Annotated in this window: 25 protein-coding genes; 5 read left to right on the top strand and 20 right to left on the bottom strand. The window is 39.1% G+C overall.

Features of this window, described 5'->3' with window-relative positions:
• Positions 1–37: 37 nt before the first annotated feature.
• The 5 genes from BKO01S_RS13215 to BKO01S_RS13195 all read right to left on the bottom strand — a co-directional run bounded on the left by BKO01S_RS13215 (position 38) and on the right by BKO01S_RS13195 (position 5468).
• Positions 38–832, bottom strand: coding sequence for an ABC transporter ATP-binding protein (locus BKO01S_RS13215; RefSeq protein WP_066054545.1), 795 nt, complete (start codon positions 830–832; stop codon positions 38–40).
• A complete protein-coding gene (locus tag BKO01S_RS13210; RefSeq protein WP_066054543.1) occupies positions 807–1838 on the bottom strand; it encodes an ABC transporter permease in 1032 nt (343 codons plus the stop codon). The genes BKO01S_RS13215 and BKO01S_RS13210 overlap by 26 nt, the downstream gene beginning before the upstream one ends.
• A gap of 69 nt (positions 1839–1907) precedes the next feature.
• Positions 1908–2900 (bottom strand): ABC transporter substrate-binding protein, encoded by a 993-nt coding sequence (locus BKO01S_RS13205; RefSeq protein ID WP_066054541.1) that lies wholly within the window; start codon positions 2898–2900, stop codon positions 1908–1910.
• 178 nt (positions 2901–3078) lie between these two features.
• Complete coding sequence (locus tag BKO01S_RS13200; protein WP_066054539.1) at positions 3079–3855, bottom strand: enoyl-CoA hydratase-related protein; 777 nt, start codon at positions 3853–3855, stop codon at positions 3079–3081.
• A gap of 59 nt (positions 3856–3914) precedes the next feature.
• Positions 3915–5468, bottom strand: a complete 1554-nt coding sequence (locus BKO01S_RS13195) for a fatty acid--CoA ligase family protein (RefSeq protein ID WP_066054537.1) — start codon at positions 5466–5468, stop codon at positions 3915–3917.
• Between the two features lie 227 nt (positions 5469–5695).
• On the opposite strand from BKO01S_RS13195, the gene BKO01S_RS13190 reads away from it, so the two are divergent.
• On the top strand, positions 5696–6226 hold the full coding sequence (locus tag BKO01S_RS13190) for a nuclease-related domain-containing protein (protein ID WP_066054534.1): 531 nt from the start codon (positions 5696–5698) through the stop codon (positions 6224–6226).
• A 508-nt stretch (positions 6227–6734) separates the two neighbouring features.
• Positions 6735–7403, top strand: coding sequence for a spore coat protein (locus BKO01S_RS13185; protein ID WP_066054530.1), 669 nt, complete (start codon positions 6735–6737; stop codon positions 7401–7403).
• Between the two features lie 38 nt (positions 7404–7441).
• Here BKO01S_RS13185 and galE read toward each other — a convergent pair whose 3' ends face one another.
• Genes galE through BKO01S_RS13170 form a run of 3 tightly spaced genes read right to left on the bottom strand, consistent with a single transcriptional unit; the run spans position 7442 to position 10183 of the window.
• Positions 7442–8428 carry a UDP-glucose 4-epimerase GalE gene (galE, locus tag BKO01S_RS13180; protein WP_066054527.1) on the bottom strand — a complete coding sequence of 329 codons (987 nt, stop codon included), beginning with the start codon at positions 8426–8428 and terminating at the stop codon, positions 7442–7444.
• A gap of 18 nt (positions 8429–8446) precedes the next feature.
• Entirely contained in the window at positions 8447–9436 is a 990-nt protein-coding gene (gene lplA / locus BKO01S_RS13175; protein WP_066054525.1) for a lipoate--protein ligase, read from the bottom strand.
• Between the two features lie 12 nt (positions 9437–9448).
• Complete coding sequence (locus tag BKO01S_RS13170; RefSeq protein WP_066054522.1) at positions 9449–10183, bottom strand: MBL fold metallo-hydrolase; 735 nt, start codon at positions 10181–10183, stop codon at positions 9449–9451.
• Positions 10184–10341: 158 nt separating this feature from the next.
• On the opposite strand from BKO01S_RS13170, the gene yhfH reads away from it, so the two are divergent.
• Positions 10342–10476 carry a protein YhfH gene (gene yhfH, locus BKO01S_RS23955; RefSeq protein ID WP_084362072.1) on the top strand — a complete coding sequence of 45 codons (135 nt, stop codon included), beginning with the start codon at positions 10342–10344 and terminating at the stop codon, positions 10474–10476.
• 49 nt (positions 10477–10525) lie between these two features.
• Here the strand turns inward: yhfH and BKO01S_RS13165 are convergent, their stop codons facing one another.
• From BKO01S_RS13165 to hemE, 5 genes are all read right to left on the bottom strand, one after another.
• Entirely contained in the window at positions 10526–12682 is a 2157-nt protein-coding gene (locus tag BKO01S_RS13165) for a YhgE/Pip domain-containing protein (RefSeq protein ID WP_066054519.1), read from the bottom strand.
• 72 nt (positions 12683–12754) lie between these two features.
• Positions 12755–13327 (bottom strand): TetR/AcrR family transcriptional regulator, encoded by a 573-nt coding sequence (locus BKO01S_RS13160; RefSeq protein WP_066054516.1) that lies wholly within the window; start codon positions 13325–13327, stop codon positions 12755–12757.
• Between the two features lie 126 nt (positions 13328–13453).
• Positions 13454–14863, bottom strand: coding sequence for a protoporphyrinogen oxidase (gene hemY, locus BKO01S_RS13155; RefSeq protein WP_066054513.1), 1410 nt, complete (start codon positions 14861–14863; stop codon positions 13454–13456).
• Positions 14864–14897: 34 nt separating this feature from the next.
• Positions 14898–15833: a ferrochelatase gene (gene hemH / locus BKO01S_RS13150; RefSeq protein WP_066054511.1), complete on the bottom strand. Its 936-nt coding sequence runs from the start codon at positions 15831–15833 to the stop codon at positions 14898–14900.
• Between the two features lie 131 nt (positions 15834–15964).
• The gene (gene hemE, locus BKO01S_RS13145; RefSeq protein WP_066054509.1) at positions 15965–17008 is read right to left on the bottom strand and encodes a uroporphyrinogen decarboxylase; all 1044 of its coding nucleotides are present in this window, start codon (positions 17006–17008) and stop codon (positions 15965–15967) included.
• Positions 17009–17262: 254 nt separating this feature from the next.
• Between hemE and BKO01S_RS13140 the strand changes: the two genes are divergently transcribed.
• Positions 17263–17778, top strand: a complete 516-nt coding sequence (locus BKO01S_RS13140; protein WP_066054507.1) for an antibiotic biosynthesis monooxygenase family protein — start codon at positions 17263–17265, stop codon at positions 17776–17778.
• Between the two features lie 19 nt (positions 17779–17797).
• On the opposite strand, the gene BKO01S_RS13135 is transcribed toward BKO01S_RS13140, so the two are convergent.
• Genes BKO01S_RS13135 through liaF form a run of 3 tightly spaced genes read right to left on the bottom strand, consistent with a single transcriptional unit; the run spans position 17798 to position 20282 of the window.
• Positions 17798–18445 carry a response regulator gene (locus BKO01S_RS13135; protein WP_066054504.1) on the bottom strand — a complete coding sequence of 216 codons (648 nt, stop codon included), beginning with the start codon at positions 18443–18445 and terminating at the stop codon, positions 17798–17800.
• Positions 18438–19487 carry a HAMP domain-containing sensor histidine kinase gene (locus tag BKO01S_RS13130; protein ID WP_066054501.1) on the bottom strand — a complete coding sequence of 350 codons (1050 nt, stop codon included), beginning with the start codon at positions 19485–19487 and terminating at the stop codon, positions 18438–18440. Before BKO01S_RS13130 ends, BKO01S_RS13135 begins: the two co-directional genes overlap by 8 nt.
• A 9-nt stretch (positions 19488–19496) precedes the next feature.
• Positions 19497–20282, bottom strand: a complete 786-nt coding sequence (gene liaF, locus BKO01S_RS13125) for a cell wall-active antibiotics response protein LiaF (protein ID WP_066055014.1) — start codon at positions 20280–20282, stop codon at positions 19497–19499.
• A gap of 251 nt (positions 20283–20533) precedes the next feature.
• Here liaF and BKO01S_RS13120 point away from each other — a divergent pair, with 251 nt between their 5' ends.
• The gene (locus BKO01S_RS13120) at positions 20534–21928 is read left to right on the top strand and encodes a hypothetical protein (RefSeq protein WP_066054498.1); all 1395 of its coding nucleotides are present in this window, start codon (positions 20534–20536) and stop codon (positions 21926–21928) included.
• Between the two features lie 37 nt (positions 21929–21965).
• Here BKO01S_RS13120 and BKO01S_RS13115 read toward each other — a convergent pair whose 3' ends face one another.
• The 4 genes from BKO01S_RS13115 to BKO01S_RS13100 form a co-directional block, all read right to left on the bottom strand.
• Positions 21966–22748 (bottom strand): Cof-type HAD-IIB family hydrolase, encoded by a 783-nt coding sequence (locus BKO01S_RS13115; RefSeq protein WP_198158819.1) that lies wholly within the window; start codon positions 22746–22748, stop codon positions 21966–21968.
• A 53-nt stretch (positions 22749–22801) separates the two neighbouring features.
• Positions 22802–23068: a phosphocarrier protein HPr gene (locus tag BKO01S_RS13110; protein ID WP_066054495.1), complete on the bottom strand. Its 267-nt coding sequence runs from the start codon at positions 23066–23068 to the stop codon at positions 22802–22804.
• Between the two features lie 21 nt (positions 23069–23089).
• A complete protein-coding gene (locus BKO01S_RS13105) occupies positions 23090–24526 on the bottom strand; it encodes a glycoside hydrolase family 1 protein (RefSeq protein ID WP_066054493.1) in 1437 nt (478 codons plus the stop codon).
• A 124-nt stretch (positions 24527–24650) separates the two neighbouring features.
• Entirely contained in the window at positions 24651–24977 is a 327-nt protein-coding gene (locus tag BKO01S_RS13100) for a PTS lactose/cellobiose transporter subunit IIA (protein WP_066054491.1), read from the bottom strand.
• Positions 24978–25057: the final 80 nt, after the last annotated feature.

Below are 25057 nucleotides of genomic sequence, written 5' to 3'. Positions count from 1 at the left end.
AAAAGAAAACACACAGAGAGTCTCTCTGATGTGTTTCCTATACAAGCACTGAACGGTCACTACTCATTTTTGAACCGCGAATACGTTGGAATTCCTCTAGAAGCTTTTCAACAGTTAGCTTTGATTTTTCTTCTTCATTTGCTTCAAAAATGATTTGGCCACTATCCATCATGATCAGTCGGTTGCCAAGATCTAGTGCCTGTTGCATATTGTGAGTAACCATTAATGTCGTTAAGTTGGTTTCATTCACGATATCTCTAGTTAAGTTGGTAATAAGCTCCGCCCGTGATGGATCAAGAGCAGCTGTATGCTCATCTAAGAGAAGGATTTTTGGGTCAGTAAAGGTTGCCATCAATAAGGACAATGCTTGGCGTTCTCCACCTGATAATAATCCAACCTTCGCCTGAAGCCTATTTTCAAGCCCAAGGTGCAGTGATTCTAATTTTTCTACAAAAAACTCACGACGTTTTTTTGTAACCCCTCGACTCAACCCTCGTGAATTTGCCCTTGAATAGGCGATAGCTAAATTTTCTTCGATCGTCATAGACGGAGCCGTTCCAGCCATTGGATCCTGGAATACTCGACCTATGAGGCGTGAGCGCTTATGCTCTTTCAACGTCGTAACATCCTGGTTATCGACCGTCACCTGGCCAACGTCTGGAAACATTTTCCCAGATATTAGGTTCATAAGAGTAGATTTTCCAGCTCCGTTACTTCCAATCACAGTCACAAAGTCTCCCTTATTCAAAGACAAATTGACATGATTAATAGCTATCTTTTCATCCGGTGTCCCTTCATTGAACACTTTATAAATCTGACTTAGCTGTAGCAAGCTGTTCACCACTTTTCTCTAAGGAGTTCTTTTGTTTTAGCGCTGATTCGATCAGTCGCTTTTTCTTCCGTTGTCTTTCTTTTTGCTGGTTAACAAGCTTAGGAACAACAAGGGCAGAGACGACGATAATTGCAGTAATCAACTTCATATCTCCCGTTTCTAAAAACTCTACTCGTAAGGCCAACGTAACTATGATTCGATAAACAATGGCTCCACCAATAACAGCGAAGGTCGCACGAACAATGTTTTTCGCCCCAAAGATTGCCTCACCTATGATGACGGAAGCCAAACCAATAATGATCATTCCAATACCCATACCAACATCACTAAAGCCATTGTACTGAGCAATCAGTGCACCGGCAAAGGCAACAAGAGCATTTGATAGACCTAAACCAAGTACCTTTAAAGTATCCGTATTAGCAGAAAAGCTTCGAATCATTGTTTCATTATCACCTGTTGCACGTAATGCAAGGCCAATATCTGTCTTCAAAAACGCATCAATTAACCCTTTAATAATAAATGCGAGGATAATCATAAATAGGAAAATCCCCCACGTTCTCGGAGTATAGTCAGCTAACCCAATGGAAGCAAATAACGAGCTGATGGTTTGATCAATATTTAAACTCGTCCAAAAATCCGAAAGCTTTGTAATAACCGTTTCCTCTGATAAAAGAGGAACATTCGATTTCCCCATGATTCGTAGATTGATTGAGTATAGAGCAATCATCATTAAAATTCCAGATAATAAGGGATTAATTCCTCCCTTAGTGTGTAGAAGCCCCGTCATGCAACCGGCAATAAAACCTGCAACAAGTGCAGCCATTGTTGCAATAAAAGGATTGGTACCTGACACAATTAATATAGCAGCAACCGATGCTCCGGTAACAAAACTACCATCCACCGTTAAATCAGGAAAGTCTAATATTCTAAAAGACAAGTACACTCCAAGCGCCATAAGCGCGTAAATGGCACCTGCCTCCACTGATGAAAAAATCGCTGTAAACATAGATGCTTCTCCTTTCTTAACATACGGAAGGGCTTCAGGGAATAAATCCAGAAGCCCAAACCAATATACTTAGTCTACAAGTTCTGCAAGTTCTTTCCACTCGTCCTTTATTTCAATGCCCATTTCCTTTGCAGCCGTTTGGTTGATTAATAGCTTTAGGTTTTGTGGATATTGAACAGGTAACTCTGATGCCTTCTTTTCACCTTTAAGGATTTGTGCAGCCATCACTCCAGCTTCATAACCGATATCACTGTAATCAAAGCCGTATCCTGCAAAACCTCCGCGTTTTACCGAATCTAGCTCCCCTACAAACAGTGGCAAATCTTCGTCATTAGCTACTTGAATAACAGACTCTAAAGCTGAAACAACTGTATTATCAGTAATGATATAGAACATATCAGCCTTACCAATTAATGATTCAGCGGCTTGCTTTACTTCAGAAGAAGTAGAAACGGTAGCTTCAGCAAGCTTTAAGTCTGTTCCTTTTAGAGCATCCTTAACTAGATCGATTTGGGCAATTGAGTTTTGTTCACCTGAATTGTAGATAACTCCAACGGTTTTACCGCTAAAGTTCTCGTTCATAAACTGAACCATATTTGGAATCGCGTCAGGATGTGTATCAGTCGTACCTGTGATATTTTCCCCAGGCTGATCCATTGCCTTAACAAGCTCCGCACCTACTGGGTCTGTTACAGATGTAAATACAATCGGAATTTCCTTCGTTGCGTTTAACGCACTCAATGCACTTGGTGTAGAGTTAGCAAAAATTAGGTCCACTTTATCACCAACAAAATTGTTAGCAATCGATTGATTGTTATTTTGATCACCCTGTGCGATTTGCACATTATATTCTACTTCAAGCCCTTCCTCTTCAAGCGCTTTTTGGAAGCCTTCAAGAGCAGCATCTAACGACGGATGCTCAACAATTTGAGTCACACCGACTTTAATTGTTTTTTCTTTTGAGTCTCCATTTGCAGAATCTGTTTCTGAGCTACCACAGCCACTTAAGAACAGTGCCCCTGCAACTGAAATGGCAGCCAATGATTTCATTTTTCCTAGCATAATATTTCCCCCTCTTACTCTCTCTCTATCACTTTTTTACTTTTATGCTTTCATGCACTAAAATATCTACCTATTATTATATAAGGAGCAGAGTTTTTCTACAAGTCTTTTTTGTAAATTTTCTAAATATTTATTATACTACAAAAAGGAACCAATCGTTTCCGACTGGCCCTCTTTCTTATTTTCCTTGAAAGTTCGGTTTTCTTTTTTCACTAAACGCTTGCAGCGCTTCTGTACGATCAGCAGTGGGTAAGGTTACCTCATACGCTTTCCTTTCAACTCTTAGGGCTGTATTCAGATCTACATTCATACCCTGCCTAATGGAAAATTTTGCTTGTTGCAGGGCGATCGGAGCGTTTTCAAGCATTTCGTTGGCTAGCTTTAAGGACTCATTCATAAGTTCTTTCGTTTCCGCCACTTTATTAACGATTCCTAAATGTTCTGCTTGTTCAGCTGTTATTTTTCTAGCAGTTAAAATAAGCTCTAATGCTTTTGTTTCACCAATCAGCCTCGGTAATCGCTGTGTCCCCCCTGCACCTGGTATGATTCCAAGGCTCGTTTCAGTCAACCCCATTTTCGTGCCTTTTACCGCAAGTCGGAAATCACAAGCTAGAGCGAGCTCCATTCCACCTCCAAAGGCGTATCCATTAATAGCCGCGATGGTTGGCTGAGGGAGCTCACTTACTTCTGAAAAAACTGTACCTATTTTATCTACATTTCTCATCACATCTTCTGGTGACAGGTGTTTTCGTTCCTTTAAGTCCGCACCAACACTGAACGCCTTATCACCTGCGCCGCTGAAAATAACGACACGAACCTTAGGGTCATGGCGGATTTGTTCAACGATCTGCTGAAGTTCTAACAATGAATCGTAATTAAAAGCGTTCAGTGCATTGGGACGATTTAAGGTAACAAAACCGATGAAATCCTTTTTTTCAAAGAGTACTAGGCTCACAGACTCATTCCTCCTTCGATAAAAAAAGCAGACATATTTCAGCCTGCTTTTTCCTAATACTATGCTTGAAAGATTTGTTGTTTTAACGCTCTTCGTAAAATTTTCCCGGTTGTATTCTTTGGGAGCTCCTTTAGGAAATCTACTGAACTAGGAATTTTGTATTTTGCTAAGTGCTCATGGCAAAAAGCGAGAACGTCCTCCTCTGTCAGGTCTGCATTTTTGCTTACCACATAACTTTTAACTGCTTCCCCTTGTTCTGGATCAGGGACACCAAGCACGGCCACCTCGATAATATCTGGATGGCTATAAAGGACTTCCTCTACTTCTCTCGGGTACACATTGTAGCCACCGACAAGAATTAGATCCTTTTTCCGATCAACGATATAAAAATATCCTTCCTCATCCTTTCTAGCAAGATCCCCTGTGTATAACCATCCGTTACGAATGGTCGCCTGTGTTTCCTCAGGCATTTTATAATATCCCTTCATCACATTTGGCCCGTGAACAATAAGCTCACCAACCTGCCCTACAGGAACCTCTTCACCTAATTCATTCACAATTTTGTTTTCCACATGAATAATAGACTGACCAATCGAGCCTGCTTTTCGTGGACGATCAAGCGGATTAAAGCAAGTGACCGGTGAAGCTTCTGAAAGACCATATCCCTCAGAAATGAGGACGTTGAACTTTTTCTCAAAGTTCTCTAGCAATGAAACTGGCATAGACGCACCACCGGATATACATAATCGTAAAGATTGTAAATCCTTTGGATCTCCCGCTTCGTGTTGGTAAAGGAAGTTATACATGGTAGGTACACCAGCAAAGACTGTTGGTTTATATTTTCTTGATAAGCGAAAAATTTCAGCCGGACTAAATTTAGGATCGATTAAAATGGTAGCCCCACTTAATAAAGGAGCATTTAATGCGACCGTTAAGCAAAATACATGAAACATGGGGAGAGTGGTAATGACTCGGTCGTCCTCATTCATTTTCAAATAATCTCCTGTATCCTTGGCATTGCTGTATAAATTTTTATGAGTGAGCATGGCGCCCTTTGGCTTTCCTGTAGTTCCTGAAGTGTACAAAATCACAGCCACATCATCCTCATTTAGCTCTGGGCCCTGATAGCTTAAATCACCGGACGCGAGGATGCTTGTAAAAGTATGTAGCTTAGCGCCAACTGCTAAATTGCTTTCATTAAGTCCACGCTCCTTACCTTGGGGTGTTTCACAAATGATATAGTTTTCAACCTCAGGCAATAAATGATGCATTTTTTCAGCAAGCGGAAGTAACAGATCCAGTGCAACAACCGTTTTAACATCTCCGTTTTTAATAATATAGCCAATTTCATCCGGTGTATAAATGGGATTAATCGGAATCACTGTCGCCCCTAATCGAAGTGCCCCGTACAAACTAACAACAAAATAGGGGGAATTCCCCAAAAGTAAAGCAATATGATCCCCTTTTTTAACCCCAAGTGACTCAAGCCCTGACGCAAACTTTGTAATTGCCCCATCCAATTCAGCATACGTGCTAGCCTCATCATTAAAATAATATGCTGTTTTTTGAGGCATCGCTTTTGCCGTCTCGTGAAGCTGAGCAGATAAATTCATCGCTCCATCCCCTTTAAATGGTTGTTTTTGGTTGTGTTTTGGTTCGTATGGTGATCTCAGTTGCTGTTGTTCTTTTTATGAATGGTCATTCATTCATAAATAATTAAAAACCCCTACTTCCATTATATTGAATGAATTTTACGCTTACAAGTGTAAACGCATACATTTACGAATTTTTAGACAAATCGTTTTAGAAAAAGTACACTATTGGGGAAAGGATGTGGACAATGCTACTTAAATCAAGAAATGAGTCCGAACAATTATTGTTATATCGTAGTTTATTTTTACGTATGAGTCTGTGTGAAAAAGATGTTACTCATTACCAACATCTTGAAAAGGGCTACGCCGGCGAATTGTTGTTCGATCAATATGTAAATTCATTGATGAATGAGTTTCTGCTGTTAAATGACGTCTTGCTTGATTTCGGTAATAACCTTTTTCAAATGGATTCTCTAGCTATTTTTCAAGACTCCGTGCGGAAGGGAATTTATTGTTCTCATTGTTATACATTTTTCAACGAAGGTACTGATACAAAATTGATCTGTTCATGCGGAACAATTGAAAGCATTGACGATTCAATCATTAGGAGCGTCCGTGAATTTCTGCTGCTGTTTCCAGATCGATTAGTGACAACGAATGCTATTTATGATTGGTGTGGGGGTGTGGTGAGATCGAAGAAGACTGTGAGGCGGGTGTTGTCAGCGCAATTTGTATTAAAGGGCCATAGTAGGAACGCGCATTTTGTTCTAAAAAGTTAAATTGTAGAATAATGAAGCATTTGAAGAATTTTCTTTGTACTTAAACTTTAATTACCGATATAATCATTTTTTTTGCTCGTGGGAATCTAACGCCTACTTTAATTACCACCAAGCTCTTTTTTCCTTACTCTCGGGAACCTATCTCTTACTTTGATTACCTCCAGGCTCTTGTTTCCTTACTCCCGGGAACCTAACGCCTACTTTGATTACCACCAAGCTCTTTTTTCCTTACTCTCGGGAATCTAACTCCTACTTTGATTACCGCCAGGCTCTTACTTCTTCGCTCACGAGAACCTAAATCACTCTTTAGTTACCACTAAGCTCTTTTTTCCTTACTCACGGGAACTTAACTCTATTTTGATTCCCACTTCGCTCATTTTTAAGTTTCTAGGGTAACCTAACTTCCATTTTTCCCAAAATTTCACCCTGTATGCTTCCTCACATCTTTCACCATAATAGACACGTACGGTAATTAGCTGTACAAAACCAAAAGTGGGGGTTGAGACGGATGATAACACAACAACAGCAAAACAACATGCAAACAGCTTCTACAAACAATATGATGGCTTCACCTAATATGGCAAGAAAAGTAAATCACGGGGCACATGAAATTCTTGATGTGCATGAAGTGATTTCGGGGACTCTTGGTACAGTTGACCAATATTTAATGTTCGAGCAACAAATTAAGGATCCTGAGTTAAAGGATATTGCCGTTCGCCAACGTCAATTTATCACGGATCAATATAATGTGTTGGTTGAGTGTTTTAAAACGGGACAAGATCCAAGTCACCCGACTTCTAGCTATATGATGAAGCAGTCAAACGATGTTGTTTATGGTATGAAATCCTCCCAACCGACTAAGCCGAAGCAGTCTGCAGCTGAGATTGATGATAAGTGTTTATCTTCCATTATGCTTAGCTGTATGAAAACATCAGCACAGTCGATGACGATGGCTGCTGGTGAAGCAACGAATCCGATTGTTCGACGCGTGCTTCAGGATAGTATCCCTAACTATTTGGAAATGGCGTACGAAATTTTCTTATATCAAAACAAGAACCAGTATTACCAAGTTCCTCAGCTAAAAGAAGAGGACACGCAACAACTGCTTAATTCGTATGCGACAACAGGTGGTACACAAGGCGTGCAAAGCAACCAGCAAAACCGAATCCTTCAATAACACAAAATGGGGCTCCATCTCACGGAGCCCCCCACTTCCTATTTCTCATAACCACCTGGATTGTTCTGATGCCAGTTCCAAGCCGTTTCAATAATCGTTTCAAGCTGGTTGTACTTTGGCTTCCAGCCAAGCGTTCGCTGAGCTTTTTCCGATGAGGCGATTAATACAGCTGGATCACCGGCACGCCTTGGACTAACCACCGCTGGAATTTCATGCTTTGTAACCACTCTCGCTGTTTCAATCACTTCTTTTACTGAAAAGCCTCGGCCATTTCCTAAGTTGAACACATCGCTCAATTCATTTTTTCGTAAATGCTCTAACGCTAACCAGTGAGCGTTAGCAAGGTCCATTACATGAATATAATCACGGATACAGGTTCCGTCCTCAGTCGGATAATTATCACCATAGATTCCAATATGCTCTCTTTGACCCAATGCTACTTGCAATATAATAGGAATTAAGTGCGTTTCCGGGGTATGGTCTTCTCCGATAATTCCTTCCGGATGAGCGCCAGCTGCATTAAAATAACGTAGCGATATCGACTTTAATCCGTAAGCCCCATCACACCAGCGAAACATCTTTTCCATAGCAAGCTTTGTTTCTCCATATGGGTTTGTAGGTGATGTTTCTGATTCCTCAGAAATGGGAACCTCTTTTGGTTCACCATAGGTCGCAGCAGTGGAAGAAAACACAATTTTTTTTACCCCATGCTCCACCATAACAGAGACTAGTGAGTGTGAAGCAATCAGATTATTTTCGTAATACACAAGTGGCTTCTCTACACTTTCTCCAACTAGAGAGCTCGCCGCAAAATGAATCACCGCTTCAATAGAATGCTTTGAAAATACATCACTTAACGCTTTTGAATCACGCAAGTCCACTTGGTAGTATGACACTCCCCTCACTGCTGGGAGGTGACCGGTTTGTAGGTTGTCTACCACCACTACTTCCTCTCCATGATTCAAAAGCTCTACTACTGTGTGGCTACCAATATAGCCGGCTCCACCTGTTACTAAAATTGCCATCCAAAATCCTCCAACATGTTAATAAAGTAATTGCAAGAAATCCTCTTTTGTCACATTACCAAAATAATGTTTAATATTTACATCTTCCAACGCTAATTGTATCACAGCTTTTTCGTAACGAATTCCTGTTAGTTTTTCTTCTATATCGTTGACATCTCCAACTCCAAAGAAATCTCCATATATTTTGCAACTTTCAATCATGCCTTTATTCACTTCTAACCTGACATCAATATGTCCCACTGGAAAACGATGCGAGTGCTGAAGATTAAATTTCGGGGATCTTCCATAATTCCAATCCCAATTTTGATAGCGCTCGTTTGAAAGTTCGTGTATATTCTTCCAATCATCTTCTGTTAAAACATACTCATTTACCCTCTCTATCCCACCAAATATTTTCCCAAGTAACAAGGACCGAAATTCTTCCATTGATACCTTTTCGGTTAAAAACTCAGAAATATTCGCTACCCTGCTTCGAATCGATTTAATTCCTTTTGACTCGATTTTATCTTTACGTACTTTCAATGCTGATACGACGTGGTCGATTTCTGAATCAAGCATAAGCGTTCCATGACTGAACATTCTTCCCTTTGTGGAAAACTGTGCATTCCCAGAAATTTTTCTGCCTTCTACGACAATGTCGTTTCTCCCACTTAATTCCGCTTGTACGCCTAGCTCACGCAATGCTTCAACGACTGGGTCCGTAAACTTTTTAAAATTATGAAAGCTTTCCCCGTCATCCTTGGTAATGAAGCTGAAATTCAAATTTCCTAAGTCATGATAAACAGCACCACCGCCAGACAATCTGCGGACAACATGAATACCGTTTTCCTCTACGTAATCTGTATTAATTTCTTCAATGGTATTTTGATTTTTCCCAATGATAATCGATGGTTCATTTATGTAAAAAAGAAGATAGGTTTCGTCTATATTTAAATTTTTCAAGCAATATTCTTCAATAGCAAGATTTACTCTTGGATCCGTGATTCCTTTATTATCAATAAATAACATTCTTCTCACTCCTTATATTTCAAACACTTGTCCCGTATGTGCCAAGCTTATTTGACCACTGAAATGTTGTTTTGCTTCTTCCACTAACTGCTGGAGTTCTCCATAGTGTGGAAGATGAGTTAACACAAGCTGCTTAACGTTTGCTCGAGTTGCAAGCTTCCCCGCATCAAAGCTGTTCATATGACCTGCTCCACTACCATCCTGATTTCCATAGAAATTACATTCGGACAAGAGTAGCTCTGCTCCCTCACTAAATGACACAAACTCTTCGATATAAGATGTATCTGCTGTGTAAACAAGGGCTTTGCCATCAACCTCAAATCTCATCGCATAGCAAGTGACCGGATGCTTTGTTAATAAAAATCGTACGGTAAATGGGCCCACTTTTAATGCTGCTTTAGGATCATAAGTAATCCCCTTTGTTATGGTTTTGTAAGTCAGCTTAGAAAACTCATACGAATGAGCATCATGAGCATAGATCGGTAATGTATTCATCTGTTTACCTAAAAACCCTTGAATTAGTCTCGCATGTTGCAACGCACCAATGTCAGCAATATGATCAGCATGATAATGAGATAAAATGACAGCATCTAGCTCTTCCGGCTGATAGAAATTTTGTAACTTGGATAAAACCGCGCTCCCACAGTCAATCAATAATCGAAAACCGTCATGCTCTAACACATAGCCTGTACTAGCTTCATTAGCCTTTGGATAACCAGCCCAAAAACCTATTATTGTGAGTTTCATTAACTTCCCTCCGTTATTATTATAACTATCGTTTATTATAGCTTTTTTGTTTATTTATGAAAAATAGGTGAAACAACAATTGACAGCTTCCCTCTGTTATAATACAATCTAATTAATAATTAATCTGTTTCAAACACCATAACTAGGGGGAAACATATATGTTTGAGAGCATTGTTGAATTTTTCAGAAACTTGCCACCGAAGGAATGTGTACAATGTGGGAATAAAATTGAAGAACAGCATGAGTGCTACGGTAATAAGTGTGAGCATTGCATGGATGTAACAAACATATAGATTCGTAGTTTACAATAAAGGCCCCAGTCAAGCTGACTGGGGCTATTTTTTATTCTGCCATTACATGGAACTGGCGATTATGCATTTTTGAAAAATAAAGAATGGTACCAGTCATACATACAACAGCAAACGATAATAGAATCCATGCATTATGCCACATAAATGAGTAATCACCGCTTGAAATGACAGCTTTAAATCCTTGTACCGAATAAGTCATTGGCAATAATGAATTAAACGGCTGTAACGCATTTGGTATAAGTTCTAATGGAAACGTCCCTGCACTTGTTGTCAATTGTAAGATTAAAACAATAATGGCAACAAAGCGACCTGGATCTCCAAGTGTTGTGACTAATAATTGAATTAATGCCACAAACGTGATGCTAGTGATTATTGTAAACACATAGAAGTAAAGGGTACTCTCCACGTGTAACCCTAGTCCTAAAAGCAACACGGTAGCAGCGACAATCCCTTGTAAAACCCCAACTACTCCAATAATTGAGAATTTGCTAATAAACCAGTTGATTCCACTCTTTGGAATAGATGCTGGCTCCTTTAAGGGAAACACAATTGACAGAAGTAGAGCACCCACAAACAATCCTAACGACAAGAAATACGGAGCGAACCCAGTACCATAATTAGATACTTCATTTACTTTCTTTTCCTTTACTTCAACTGGCTGTGCCATCATATCAAATGTTTTATCCGTAGCTTCTACACTTGATACTTTATCTGCACCCTCGGAAAGCTTAGTTGACAGTTCAGTACTACCGTCTACTAGCTTGTTGTTTCCATCAACAATTTTACCGCTACCTTCCTCTAACCGATCGGCACTTGATGCAATTGTTTTCGAAGCCTTCGATAGCTCAGTAACTCCGGAAACCAACCCGTTTGTACCATCACTTATCTTTTTAGCACCAACTGTTGCTTCGGTAAGCTTTTGCTGGAATCTTTCCATGCCAGACTCGAAAGTTGTTTGTCCCGCTGCAAGTTCAGAAGAACCTGCTACTAAAGCATTCGTTCCCTGTTCTAATTGTTTTAACCCATTTTGAAGTTCTTTTTGTCCAGCTAATAAAGATCCCATACCATTTTCTAGATTGCTTGCACCTGTAGAAAGAAGCGCAGATTTTTCTGCTAGTAATTTTGTGTTTGCATCTAAAGAAGCGAGTGTTTGTTCAAGCGTTGTTCTCTCCTGTCCCTCTGGCATTTGAGAGATTATTACTTGTAATGATTGAGTGAGCGCCTTTACGCCACCATTAACCGCCTCGGCACCTTTTTGCCATTCAACAAGTGAAGTTGCAAGAGTTTCTGCCCCTTTCGTTAAATCACTTGTTCCTACAATTAACCCAGGAACTTTTTCATTTACTGTACCTAACCCAGAATTCACATCTGTAATTCCTTGATTTAGACTACCTAACCCCGATTGAATTCTCTTTGATGCTGTAACAAGTTCGGTTTGCCCATTGGTTAATTGTCCTAAACCGGCTGATAATGAGGAAGCACCTTCATTAAGGGTGATTGTTCCGTTTGTGGCATTTGTCAGTCCTTGTGAAAACTTCGCTGTACCTTTTGAAAATTCAATTAGCTTTTCATGAAAGGTTTCTGTGCCAGTTAAAAGGTCAGCTGCACCCGTGCTCAACTCATTGGCACCTTCACTAGCTCTCGTCATTCCATCAGCGAGCTCTCCTACTTTTTCAAACATACTTTCGGCATATGTTTCTGTAACTTTTGCTGAAAGAGATGCTTTTATTTTTTCAATTGCTGTACCACCAATTTGTGCAGCTAAAAAGTTATAGCCCTCATTCGGTTTATACGTAAGAGAAAGCTTCTCTGGGTTTTCATTAAGAAGTGTCGTCGCATTTGCAGAAAAATCCTCTGGGATTTCGACGATCATATAGTACTTTTGATTTTCAAGGTCATCGTTTGCCACTTTGCCATCTACAAATTCAAAATGGAAATCTTTACTTTCCTTTAACTTATCGACTAAGTCATTACCAAGGTGAATTTCCTTTTCCTCAAAGATTGCTCCCTCATCTTCATTCACAACCGCCACGGGTAAATCCTTTAAATGTTCATATGGATCCCAAAACGCCCATAAAAACATTCCACTATATAGAATAGGAATAAAAAGTACGGCGATAAGCGGGATTAATAATTTTCTGTTTTTAAAAACCGCTGCTACTTCTTCTTTAAGAAGGTTGTTTTTCAATGTTTATTCTCCCCTTTATCTTCATACTGACTAAAATGTTCATTTGGTCAATTCAGAATAAAAAATAAGGGCTTATTTAGCTAAACCCTTAAATATATATTGTTCAAACAGCTTGGCAATCTCGTCTTTTTCAAGTGGTGGATTATTTTTTTCCCAATCGAAAATAAGAGCAATATAAAGCTTCAGCATGACAAAAGCCGTTACCTTTGGATCACACGATTGTAGACTTCCCGTTTCCATTGCTTTGGCCACTCGTTCTTCAATATTTCTCAATATATTATTTTCCATGCGATTAATTACATCTACTACTGCAGGTGTACCAATTTCTCTAGCCTCCTGAAAAAGCTTAATGGTAAGTTGGTGGCTGATCCGAAATTCAAGGATCTGATACATTGCTTGATGCAATTTTTCATGAAATGGCAAGTCTCCTAAAAATGCCTCATCTGCAGTTACTTTTAGCTCCTTTATTAAGCTAGAAATAATCTCGTCAAATAGCTCTTCCTTGTTTTTAAAAAAGGTATAAATCGTTCCTTTTCCAACATTAGCAATTTTGGCAACTTGGTCTATTGTCGTAGCTTTATAGCCGAACTGCGAAAATGATTTCGTTGCAGCATCGACAATTAGCTTTTTTCGATCAATCCCCATGTATTCACCTCAATCATTGACCAAATGAACAAAATGGTCATTTTGTATAATAAGTAATTTACCACCGTCTAGAGGTTGTGTCAATAGTGAAAAAGAGACTCCCTGCTAAGAGTCTCCATGTAAAGATTATTGAAGATATTGTAATACCTTTTTTACTGCTGCCTCACCTTGATCAATACAATCAGGAATCCCTAATCCTTCAAAGGAAGCTCCTGCTAAAAAGACGCCAGGTAATTCCTTTGCAACATGCTCATTGATCGTTTGAATTCTTTGTTTATGGCCAACGGTGTATTGAGGCATAGACTCCTTCCATCTTGAAACAACCACAAAGTCAGGATCCATCGTAATATTCATTGTCTTATTTAAGTCTTCTAGAACGATTCTAGTTAATTCATCATCAGATAAATCCACAATCGCCTCATCACCAGGACGACCGACATAACAACGAAGCAGAACACTACCTTCCGGGCATGAATGTGGCCATTTTTTATGTGTCCACGTACAAGCAGTAATTGAATAATCACTATTTCGAGACACGACAAATCCTGTCCCATTGATATCTTTTTCTACTGCTTCCTTTGGAAAAGCCAACGCAACAGTTGCTACCGAAGTAGATGGCATTTGTTCAAATGCATCAAAGAAATCATATTGCTGAAACATCGCATGAGTCACATGATGTGGAACTGCTGAGACAATGGCATCAGCTTTAAGGTTTTCACCGTTGTTTAGCTCAAGCTTGTAACCTTTATCTACCTTCTTGATTCGATCGACACGAATCCCCTTCAATACTGATCCTGTCTCTAGCTTTGCTTCAATTCCGTCCACTAGAGACTGTAAACCAGATGTAAGCGTTAAGAATATCCCTTTACTTTTCGTTTCAGAAGTTTTTTTCGGTGCTTGTGGTGTTGCTTTTTTCATTCCAAGTACTAAACTGCCATACTTTTGTTCCACCTGATAAAATTGAGGAAATGTAGCCATAAGACTCATTTGGTCGATATCCCCTGCGTATATACCTGAAAGAAGTGGTTCAATTAGGTTTTCAACCACTTCATCTCCTAATCTTCTTCTAAAGAAGGAGCCTAGTGGTTGATCCTCTACTGGATTAGATTTTGGTAAAACGAAATCAGCAGCGGCTCTTAACTTTCCTTGAATAGAAAATAATCCGGTCGTAACAAATGGGGCCAGTTGTGTTGGGATACCCATAACAGAACCACCTGGCATCGGATGAAGCCTCTCTTGAACTAATACATATGATTTCCCAGCTGTATTGTTCACTAGCTTGGACTCCATTCCTGCTTCCTTTACAAGACGCGTGGCACTTTGCTTTCTCTCGAGGTAGGAGTCAGGGCCTCTCTCAATAACAAAACCGTCCCGAACAACAGTCTGTATTTTCCCCCCTAAACGATGAGAAGCTTCTACAAGACGTACGTCAATTGGTAAGCCCTTTTCACGTGCTTCCTTCTGTAAGTAGTAAGCTGTTGATATACCAGTAATGCCTCCCCCAATAATGACAACCTTCTTTTTTTCTTCCAACACTGTTAATCGCCTTCTTTTCTAAAAGTTGTTTACGTTATCTCATGTTTAATTTGTTCAGTACAACTGTTGCCATAGCATCAATAAATAGTGCTTTAGAATTCGGCATTTCAGGTCGGTAGTATGATACACCTAATTCCTCGGTAATGATCTTACATTCATAGTCATTATCGTAAAGTACCTCCAGATGGTCTGCAACAAAGCCAACTGGTGTGTATACGAACGCTTTATACCCATTCTTTTCATGTAACTCTCTCGTTAAATCCTGAACATCCGGTCCAAGCCATGGCTCCGGTGTGTTTCCTGCACTCTGCCAGCCAACTACATAGTTTTTTACACCCGCACGTTCAGCGATTAAATCGGCTGTTTGTTGAAGCTGATTTGGATATGGATCCCCCGATTGAAGGATTTTTTCAGGTAAGCTGTGTGCAGAAACAATTAAAACCGAATGACTCTTTTCTTCTTCCGGCATAGAATCAAAAGTTGCCTTTACTTTTTCAGACCAATACTGAATAAACTTTGGCTCATCATACCAGCTTTCGACTGATGTAATTTTAATGTTCCCAAGCTTCTCTGCTTCCTCATGAGCTCGTCCATTGTATGACTTAACGCTAAAAGTAGAAAAATGCGGTGCAAGCACGATGCTCACTGCTTCTTGAATACCATCCTCGTGCATTTGTTTCACTGCATCCTCAACGAACGGTTCAATATGCTTTAGACCTAAGTAAAGTTTAAATTCCACTTCATCCTGAACTTTATTTAAATGCTGCTGTAGCTTCTCTCCCTGTTCCTGGGTTATTTTTGCTAGTGGAGAGATGCCCCCAATTGCTTCATAGCGATTTTTTAAATCCTCTAGCATTTCAGGAGACGGCTTACGGCCATGACGTATATGCGTATAATACCTTTCAATATCCTCTTCCTTGTAAGGAGTTCCATAGGCCATTACTAAAAGCCCCATTACTTTCTTTGTCATAATATCCCTCACATCCTGTTATTCACGTTTTTTCAACAACTTTCTGATTCAATCATTTATTTTGCCAAAAAAAACGTGAAAGTGCTAGTAATAATGTTTTAAAAATAATAATAATTATCACTAAAGAATTATTAACGTTTGTTTGCTGTAGTATATTCATGAACAAAGGTTGTTAATCGCTTTAATGTTTCCGGATTGACTGAAGGAAACACACCATGTCCTAAGTTGAAAATATGTCCTGGGTGTGCAAGTCCCTGATCTAGGATGGCTTTTGCGCGCTCCTCAATGACTTCCCACGGAGCCAACAAAATAGCAGGATCTAAGTTTCCTTGAACTGTCTTGTTCACACCCATCTGGCGAGCCTCTTCTATTTGTAGACGCCAATCTAACCCAACAACATCGAGAGGGAGATCATTCCATTCTAGTGCTAGATGGCTTGCACCAACGCCAAACATAATCAATGGGACATTTTCTTCTTTAAGCGCACTAAAGATTCTGTTCATTACCGGCTTAATAAAATAACGATAGTCCTGAACGTTCAAGGCACCGACCCAAGAATCAAATATCTGAATGGCACGTGCACCCGCATTTATTTGGGATTTCACATATGTAATGGTCATCTCTGCCAATTTATCCATTAGCGCGAACCATGCCTTTGGTTCTGAGTACATAAATGATTTGGTTTTGTTATAGTTTTTTGATGGTCCACCCTCAATCATATAGCTAGCGAGTGTAAAAGGTGCTCCAGCGAATCCAATAAGAGGAACGTTAAGCTGTTCCTGTGTAAGCATCTTTATTGTATCAAGCACATATGGAACATCCTCTTCCGGATGAATCTCCCCTAATTTTTCTACATCAGCTAAAGAACGAATAGGGTTTGAGATAACCGGACCAATTCCTGATTGTATTTCTACATCTACTCCGATAGCAGGAAGCGGGGACATAATATCTTTATAAAGAATAGCTGCATCAACATCGTATTGCTCAACCGGAAGTCTTGTTACATACGCACAAAGCTCAGGCTGATGTGTTATTTCAAATAAAGAATACTTTTCTTTGATTTCACGATATTCAGGTTGTGACCTTCCAGCCTGCCTCATATACCAAACAGGGGTATAATCCGTTTTTTCTCCCCTTGCTGCCTTTAAAAATGTTTCATTAATTTGTCTTACCATTCATGTTGACCCCTTTCAAAAAAACAAGCTATCTCCCATTTTAATATACTTTACTCATATTTAAAAATAACTGCGCTTACATACACATCTTTTAATATAGCTTTTTCTCCTATAGATGTATAGATAACTGTCCCATCTGTCAAAAAATCTTCTTTTTTTATCTAATGATTTTTCTTTTTCAAACTAGTTGAAATTTGGGTTAGGAATTATTTCTCGTTATAATAAATCTATATATCGGTAAGGGGTGACCAAGTTTGAATCTCTATATGACAAATGGAACGTATGATTTTATGCACTCACTAAAGGAAAAGCATCTACAGGAAAAGATGCTACTTATGCAGGATAATGAAACGACACTTCTCATTCATGAAACAGAAGGTAGCACAGTCTTTGCCTCCCCAAGGAAGTATGAAGTAATAGATCAATCAGGGGAATTGGCAAATGGAGCATTTTTTGTGTTTAACAATATTCCTGTAAGTGATGAAGGTAGGCCTGTATTCGAATATCGCTTTAAAAACCGAGCTAGACTCATTGAACAGGAGCCTGGATTTGCAGCTATTCGAGTATTACGTCCCCTTTCCAACGATACATACATCATTTTAACGGCATGGAAAGAAGAAAAAGACTTTTTACATTGGCAGGAGTCTAAAGCTTATGAAAAGGCTCATGAGAAAAGAAAAACTGAAAAGGGTATCGATCAGCAACAACCACAAATTTTTACAAGACCTTCTTTCGTGACAAAGTACCACCTCGTAAAAGATAAGGAATAAGGAAAAGCCGGGTATGCTATCAGTCCCGGCTTTCTTTTACCTTCATAAGTCCATTTCGATTTGCATATACAGCCGCCTGAGTTCGGTCGGCCACATGTAGCTTGCTCAGGATGTTACTCACATGAGTCTTCACTGTTTTCACACCAATGTATAACTCATTACTAATTTCCTGATTCGTTTTCCCATCACCAATACATATCAATACTTCCATTTCTCTTTCCGTGAGTTCATCATGGGGTTTCTTTTCTTTCACTCTCAAGTGGCTCATCATCCGATTCGCTACCTTTGGTTCTATCACTGCTTCCCCTCGAGCCGCTTTCCTAATCGCTTGAACAATTTCATCAGCTGTGGCTGTTTTTAGCATATAGCTAAATACCCCAGCCTCAATGGCTGGAAATACCTGTTCATCATCGTAAAAACTAGTTATGATTATAATTTTACAATTGGGGTTAAAGGATAGAATTGCCTTTGTTGCCTCAATCCCTGTCCCATCTTCCATTAGCAAATCCATCAGAACAACCTCTGGTTTTCTGTCAGCAACAAGTGAGACTGCATCTCTACCACAATTGGCTTCTCCTACAATTTCGATATCCGTTTCTGTTTGTAAATATGAAATAATTCCTTTTCTTACAACTTCATGGTCATCCACAACAACTAATCTAATCATACTGGCCCCTCCCGGTCACGGGTATTCTAATATCAATATATGTACCTTCCTTCTTTTTGGAGCGAATGGTGAAAATGCCACCAATTTCTTCACAGCGTTCTCTCATTGTTTTCATTCCATAAGATGTCATACGGACAACCTCTGGGTCGAAGCCTTTCCCGTTATCTCCTATAAACAAATAAATATATGATTCTTTTTCTGTTAATGTAATAGTTATTTTTGTAGCTTCGGCATGCTTCAAAATATTAGAAAGCGCTTCTTGAATAATTCGAAACAAATGCTCTTCTGTTGCTTTTGAAACACAATCGAGCTCATCAATGCTTGCTTGAAATTCAATGCCTGTTTTTCCTTTTAACTCTTGAATTAATTTAATTACCCCATCACATAAGCTATCATCTTTTAACTGAACGGGTCGAAGATGAAGTAATAATGCTCTCATTTCACCTTGTGCTTTAACAGCTATTTCTGATATTTGTTCCAATTGTTCCTTAGCTTTCAACGGGTTTTTATCAAATGTACGGAGGGTTGCAGAGCTAATCATACTGAGTGCAAACAGCTGCTGACTAACCACATCATGAAGATCCCTTGCCAGTCGCTGTCTTTCCTCCATGACCGCAGCAGCATGTGCCGTCTGTGCCAGTGCGGTCTTTTCATCAGCTAATCTTCTCGTGGAATTTACTTGTTCCTGTATGTATTCTGCTAAATGGTTTAATTCCTCTGTAATAAGACCAATTTCATCCTTCTCAAATTCCGGTATTCTCTCTGAGAACTTCCCACTTCTTAACGTGGAAATAAATAAGTAGATATCTGACAATCTTCCTTTAATCAAATAACTTCCCTTAATCCCGAAGTATCCTCCGATAAGCAAAAGGATTAGAAGAACGTAGAAGGTAAGCCAAAATGTAGTATATATAGATAAGTTAGAGGATTGCACGTTAAATAAATAGATTTGTAATCCGAGAAAAAAACAAAGAGAACTAATAAATGCCATCATGATAAAACTTTGTAAAAACCAAAAACGAATGCCTACTCTCTTTTTCATAAGCTTCACCTATACCTTATCAATACGTACGGATCCTATTTTCAACTCAATGGTTATCTTTAATTTGCGAACGGCTTCCTCATAGCCTGGTGATTGATAGGTTAACCCGCGATTAATTGAATCGGTTTCCTTATCAAAGATACGAATATCTCCTACCTTTATATAAGATTGAACAAAAACAGGAACATCCTCTGGTATGATCATTTTGACATCACCAATCCATCCTTGAACGATAATAGGAGTTTCTTTTTCCGGAATATATGCTTGGCTAAAATCAATAAAATAGTCTCCAATCGTGTTATAGAGCTCCATTGGTTCTACTGACCAATTCGCTTGTTTAAAACTAACATCCCCAATTGAGAAACCTCTTGCTCTTTTTCTTTGGTTCTTTCTCTCTTTTTCATCAACTGATTTGAATGCATCTTTAGGCATGTCTTCATTAAAATGAAACTTAATTTTATTTTTTCTACTTAGTATGTTTAACCCAATGTAAATAATGATATATGGCCAAAGCTTCCAAAACTCCCAAAATCCAAAATCTAATTTCCCGAATCGGTCAAGTATTAATATTGAAGAAAGAAGCAATAAAAATATTGATAAAAAGAAGCTTTCCCTTTCAACAAGTGCCTTAATGAATAGAATCATTGCAATGATCAATAGCAGAAACGGATAGGAAACGACAAATAACTCTGTTATTTCCAAGGAAATGACACCTAGATTAGCGAGAAGGAGAACACCTCCTATTAGTAAGAGCATGATGGCAAATAGTACTTGGTTTATAGTTTGATATCTCAATATAGTTCGCCTACCTTCAATCAATAGCTTAGTAATTCGATATTTTTCTTTATTCTCCTTCATTCATATTACTTCTTCTCCTGAAAATTCGAACCATACCAAAGAGGTTCCCTTTCTCCGTCTAGAGACGGAAAGATTTTCTTTTCCCTCTCACATCTTTGCCCATTTTACATATCCTGTAGCAATTAACCATATTAGGGAAAAAGCCTAAATGGCCATGTCCCCTTTTATAGGAGAAAGGAGTTTGTGCGATGGGTATTGAGTTAACAGCTTTACATTGGATTTACCTTTCCTTTATCATTTTAATTATAGGTTTTATGGTCATGCGAAGAGATACTACATTAGTATGTATTATAGGAATTTTTCTAATAGCACTAACTGCTACTGGCTCCCTAAGTGCATCCATTAGTGATATATTTTCAAGCTTTATTTATGCTATTACTGAGTTACTTCCTACGATTCTAGTCATTTCTATTATCGTTGCTATGAGTCGAAGTCTTACTATTACGGGAATCAATGATGTGATGATTTCTCCTTTCGCAAAAATCATTCGTACACCAGCCCTTGCATACTGGACAATTGGTATTTTAATGATGGTTATCTCTTGGTTTTTTTGGCCATCTCCTGCGGTTGCTCTACTGGGGGCGGTATTACTGCCTGTAGCTATTCGAGTCGGGCTTCCTGCCCTGGGTGTGGCAATGGCGATGAACTTATTTGGCCATGGAATTGCTTTATCTGGTGACTTCATCATTCAGGCTGCGCCAAAATTAACTGCCGATGCGGCTGGCTTACCAGTAGGCGAGGTCATTAGTGCTAGTGTTCCTCTTGTGATCGTCATGGGGGTTGTCACAACCATTACTGCCTTCCTCTTTTTGAAGAGGGACATGAGACTCGGAAAGTTACCTACAACCTCTTATATCCAATCAAAGTCACCAAATGAAGAAACAGAGAAAAACTTATTATCCCATAAGCAGAAAGGTTTTTTCTCACTGCTCATCCCCATTTTGTTTTTATTAGATGTTGTCGCTATGTTCCTACTTGATTTACAGGGAGCGGACGCAACAGCATTAGTTGGTGGTACATCCATCGTTATTCTCATACTAATCACAGTCGTTGCGCATAAAAACAAAGGACTTGAAAAAACAACGAGCTATTTAATAGAAGGATTTCAATTTGGCTTTAAGGTGTTTGGACCTGTTATTCCGATTGCAGCGTTTTTCTATCTTGGGGATGCTGGTTTTACAACCATCATTGGAGAATATTTACCTGAAGATTCACAAGGCATTGTGAATGACCTTAGTGTCTCCTTAGCGGGGATTGTTCCGTTAAGCAACGAAATTGCTGCAATTACTCTGACAACAGTTGGAGCGATTACAGGTTTAGATGGATCAGGTTTTTCAGGCATTTCACTGGCTGGTTCTGTTGCGAACCTGTTTGCCGAGGGTATTGGTGCAGGAGCTGCTACACTAACAGCTCTCGGGCAAATTTCAGCCATTTGGGTTGGTGGAGGCACTTTAGTTCCTTGGGCTCTAATTCCAGCTGCTGCCATTTGTAATGTCGACCCCTTTGAATTAGCTCGACGAAACCTCCTTCCTGTTTGTATCGGTCTTGTCGTCACTACGGTTGTAGCAATCTTTCTAATATAAAAAGAAACATCGTCAGATCTTCTCTGACGATGTTTCTTTATTTTAACAGTCCTACCAATTCCAGTCCGTATGCAATCCCATCTTCATCCACATGCTTTGTTATGTATTTAGCAGCACTCTTTGCTTTTTCATGTGCATTTCCCATAGCTACACTATTTTTTACAAACGAAAGCATTTCAATGTCATTTAATCCATCTCCAAATGCATACACATGCTCAGGAGCAATTCCAAAATGATTGATGGCCGCTTGAATCCCTACTGCTTTTGATCCTCCGGCAGGTAACACATCAACTGCATATTCATGCCATCGAATAAAATCCAATGCTGGGAATGCTGATTTGTAATCCACCTGGTCCTCGTCTCTATATATTAAAAAGGATTGATAGATTTCTCTATCTCGGTGGTATAGGGGGTCATATCCAACCTTACCATTAACATTTAAAGATCCAACTGCTTTTTCCAACAACGTATGTGATTCCACATTCCCTTTCATATCCTCGTGATTTAAATACACGATAGGATGTTGATTTTCTGCAGAATAACTTGTTAGCTCTTCTAAAACTGAAACGTTGATGGGATTTTTATATACCACTTGACCATTCAACACGACATACTGGCCATTAAAGCTTACATAGTTATCTATTTCTAATTCTTTACGAATGTCCGTAATATTAAAAGGGGATCTACCTGTTGCAATAGCTACCTCATGGCCTTGTTGCTTTAACCGCTGAATTGATTCCTTTGCCGATTTTGGTAGTTTTTTTTCTTCATTATATAATGTTCCATCAATATCAAAAAAAACCATTTTTTTGGTCAAGATACTTCTCTCCCTATTTAAAAACCCCATCCAAAAATGAATGGGGCTTCTTGATTTTATTCAGCAAGTCCTTCTTTAGCTAAAACATCAGTAAGACCATTTAATGCTTCCTCTTCATCGGCACCCTCAGTTGTAATTGTAATAGATGCTCCCTTAGGAATACCTAAAGACATAACACCCATGATTGACTTGAGGTTAACTTCCTTTTCTTTGTATGCTAGCTTCACATCTGAATTGTACTTACTTGCCGTACTTACTAAAAGTGTCGCAGGTCTTGCATGAATCCCTGTTTCATCAATTACTGTAAAAGTTTTCTTTGCCATTAATAAAACCTCCTATTATGCTTATAGCTTCTCACCATTTGACGCGATCACGGATTGGTACCAATCAAAGCTCTTTTTCTTAATTCGACGAAGATCGTGTTCGCCTTCTTCATGCTGATTCACATAAACGAATCCGTAACGTTTTTGGAATCCATTCAACCAGCTTAAAAGATCAGTAAATGACCATACGCAATATCCCAGCATTTCAACTCCATCTGAAATGGCCTCTTGAATGGCTACTAAATGCGTGCGAATATAATCGATACGGTAGTCATCATTTACTACATCATTCTCTTCAAGCTTATCATACTCCCCTAATCCGTTTTCACTAATTAAGATTGGTAAACCGTATCTGCTTTGAATGCGGCGGAGACCAATTCGAAGACCAACCGGATCTATATTCCAGTCCCAGTTAGTTCTTTCTAAATTGTCGTTCTTGACGGTTTTGAATACACCTGGAATTCCTCTGTCTTTTGTTGTACCTTTTTGACCAGATGTATTAAAATGACCTTCAGTTACCCCATCAAGCGGGTTTTCCTCGTATGTGGTTGTTTGGTAATAGTTTACACCCATAAAATCAGGTTTTCCAGCTTTTAATAATTCAAAGTCACCATTTTCTACTTGAGGCGCTAGCCCATTCTTTTCTAAGTAGTTCCACGCTGCTTCTGGATATTTCCCCCAGGCGTAAACGTCCATCCACCAATGGCTAGTAAATTCCTCTGCATTTTCTGCTGCTAAAATATCTGTTGGCTTTGATGTCGCAGCATAAGCAGGTGAATAAGCAAAGCTAGGACCAATCTTTCCATCTGGAACATATTTACGGAATTCTTTGATAACACTTGCATTTGCTAGGTTCGCATGGTGGTTCACTTGATAAAATAGCTTATCATCTTTTACTCCCGGTGGATGAGCTGCCCACTGATACCCAAGCATAGTAAAAATATTTTGTTCATTTAAACTCACCCAGTACTTAACACGATCACCAAAACGTTTGAATAAAATTGTACTGTAATTTGTAAAGTCTTCAATGATCTTTCTTGATTCCCACCCACCATATTCATCTTGTAAAGCTTGTGGTAGGTCCCAATGATACAGTGTAAGGATAGGTTCTATATTATGCTTTACGAGCTCATTGATAAGATTGTCGTAAAACTGCAAACCTTTCTCATTAACTTCCCCTTTTCCCTCTGGAAGAATTCTGGTCCAAGCTACTGAAAAACGATATGCCTTCATACCCATATCTGCCATTAATTGCACATCTTCTTTATATCGATGGTAATGATCAACAGCTACATCACCAGTTGTCCCTTTAAACGTTTTTCCTGGGATGCGAACAAATAAATCCCAGTTAGATGGTCCTTTTCCATCTTCGTTCCAAGCACCTTCAACTTGATAAGCTGCAGAGGCTGCCCCCCAAAGGAACTTTTCAGGAAACGGCTTCAATTGTTTATGTATCATAAAAGATCTCTCCTTCACATTTTCCCTTTTTCCAAAAGTAATGAATATGGTCCTGATGCTTTCACACCAGAACCCACTCATTTGTTATTATGCTTCTTTCCGCACAAATTACTGTAATAAATTGTTAGCTGGAAACTTTCTCTAATTTAATCGTTTCGTACAAATCCACAAATTCTGTAGCTAAATCCTTAAGTGTAATTGCATTCATTAAGTGATCTTGAGCATGAACCATTAATAAAGAAATTTCTACTTTTTCTCCTCTAATTTCTCCTTGAATCAATGAGGTTTGAACATGGTGTGCTTCGTTCAGTGCATCTGCTGCTTCCTGTAGTTTTGCTCTTGCTTCTGTAAAATCTCCGCGTTTTGCAGCCGCGATCGCTTCCATTGAAGAACTTTTTCCGTTTCCACCATGTAGAATAATCTGAAATACTGTTTCTTCCATTGTTGCCATTGTAAGTCCCTCCGTCTAAAGAGGTATTCTCACATAACATTCATGTGAGAATACTCCTTCTAAATTTGTATAAGGTCTAA

Source organism: Robertmurraya korlensis NBRC 107688, assembly GCF_001591645.1.
Classification (GTDB): Bacteria; Bacillota; Bacilli; order Bacillales; family Cytobacillaceae; genus Robertmurraya_A.
The sequence above is the reverse complement of the archived record's forward strand: the minus strand, read 5'-3'. Positions and strand labels throughout refer to the sequence as shown.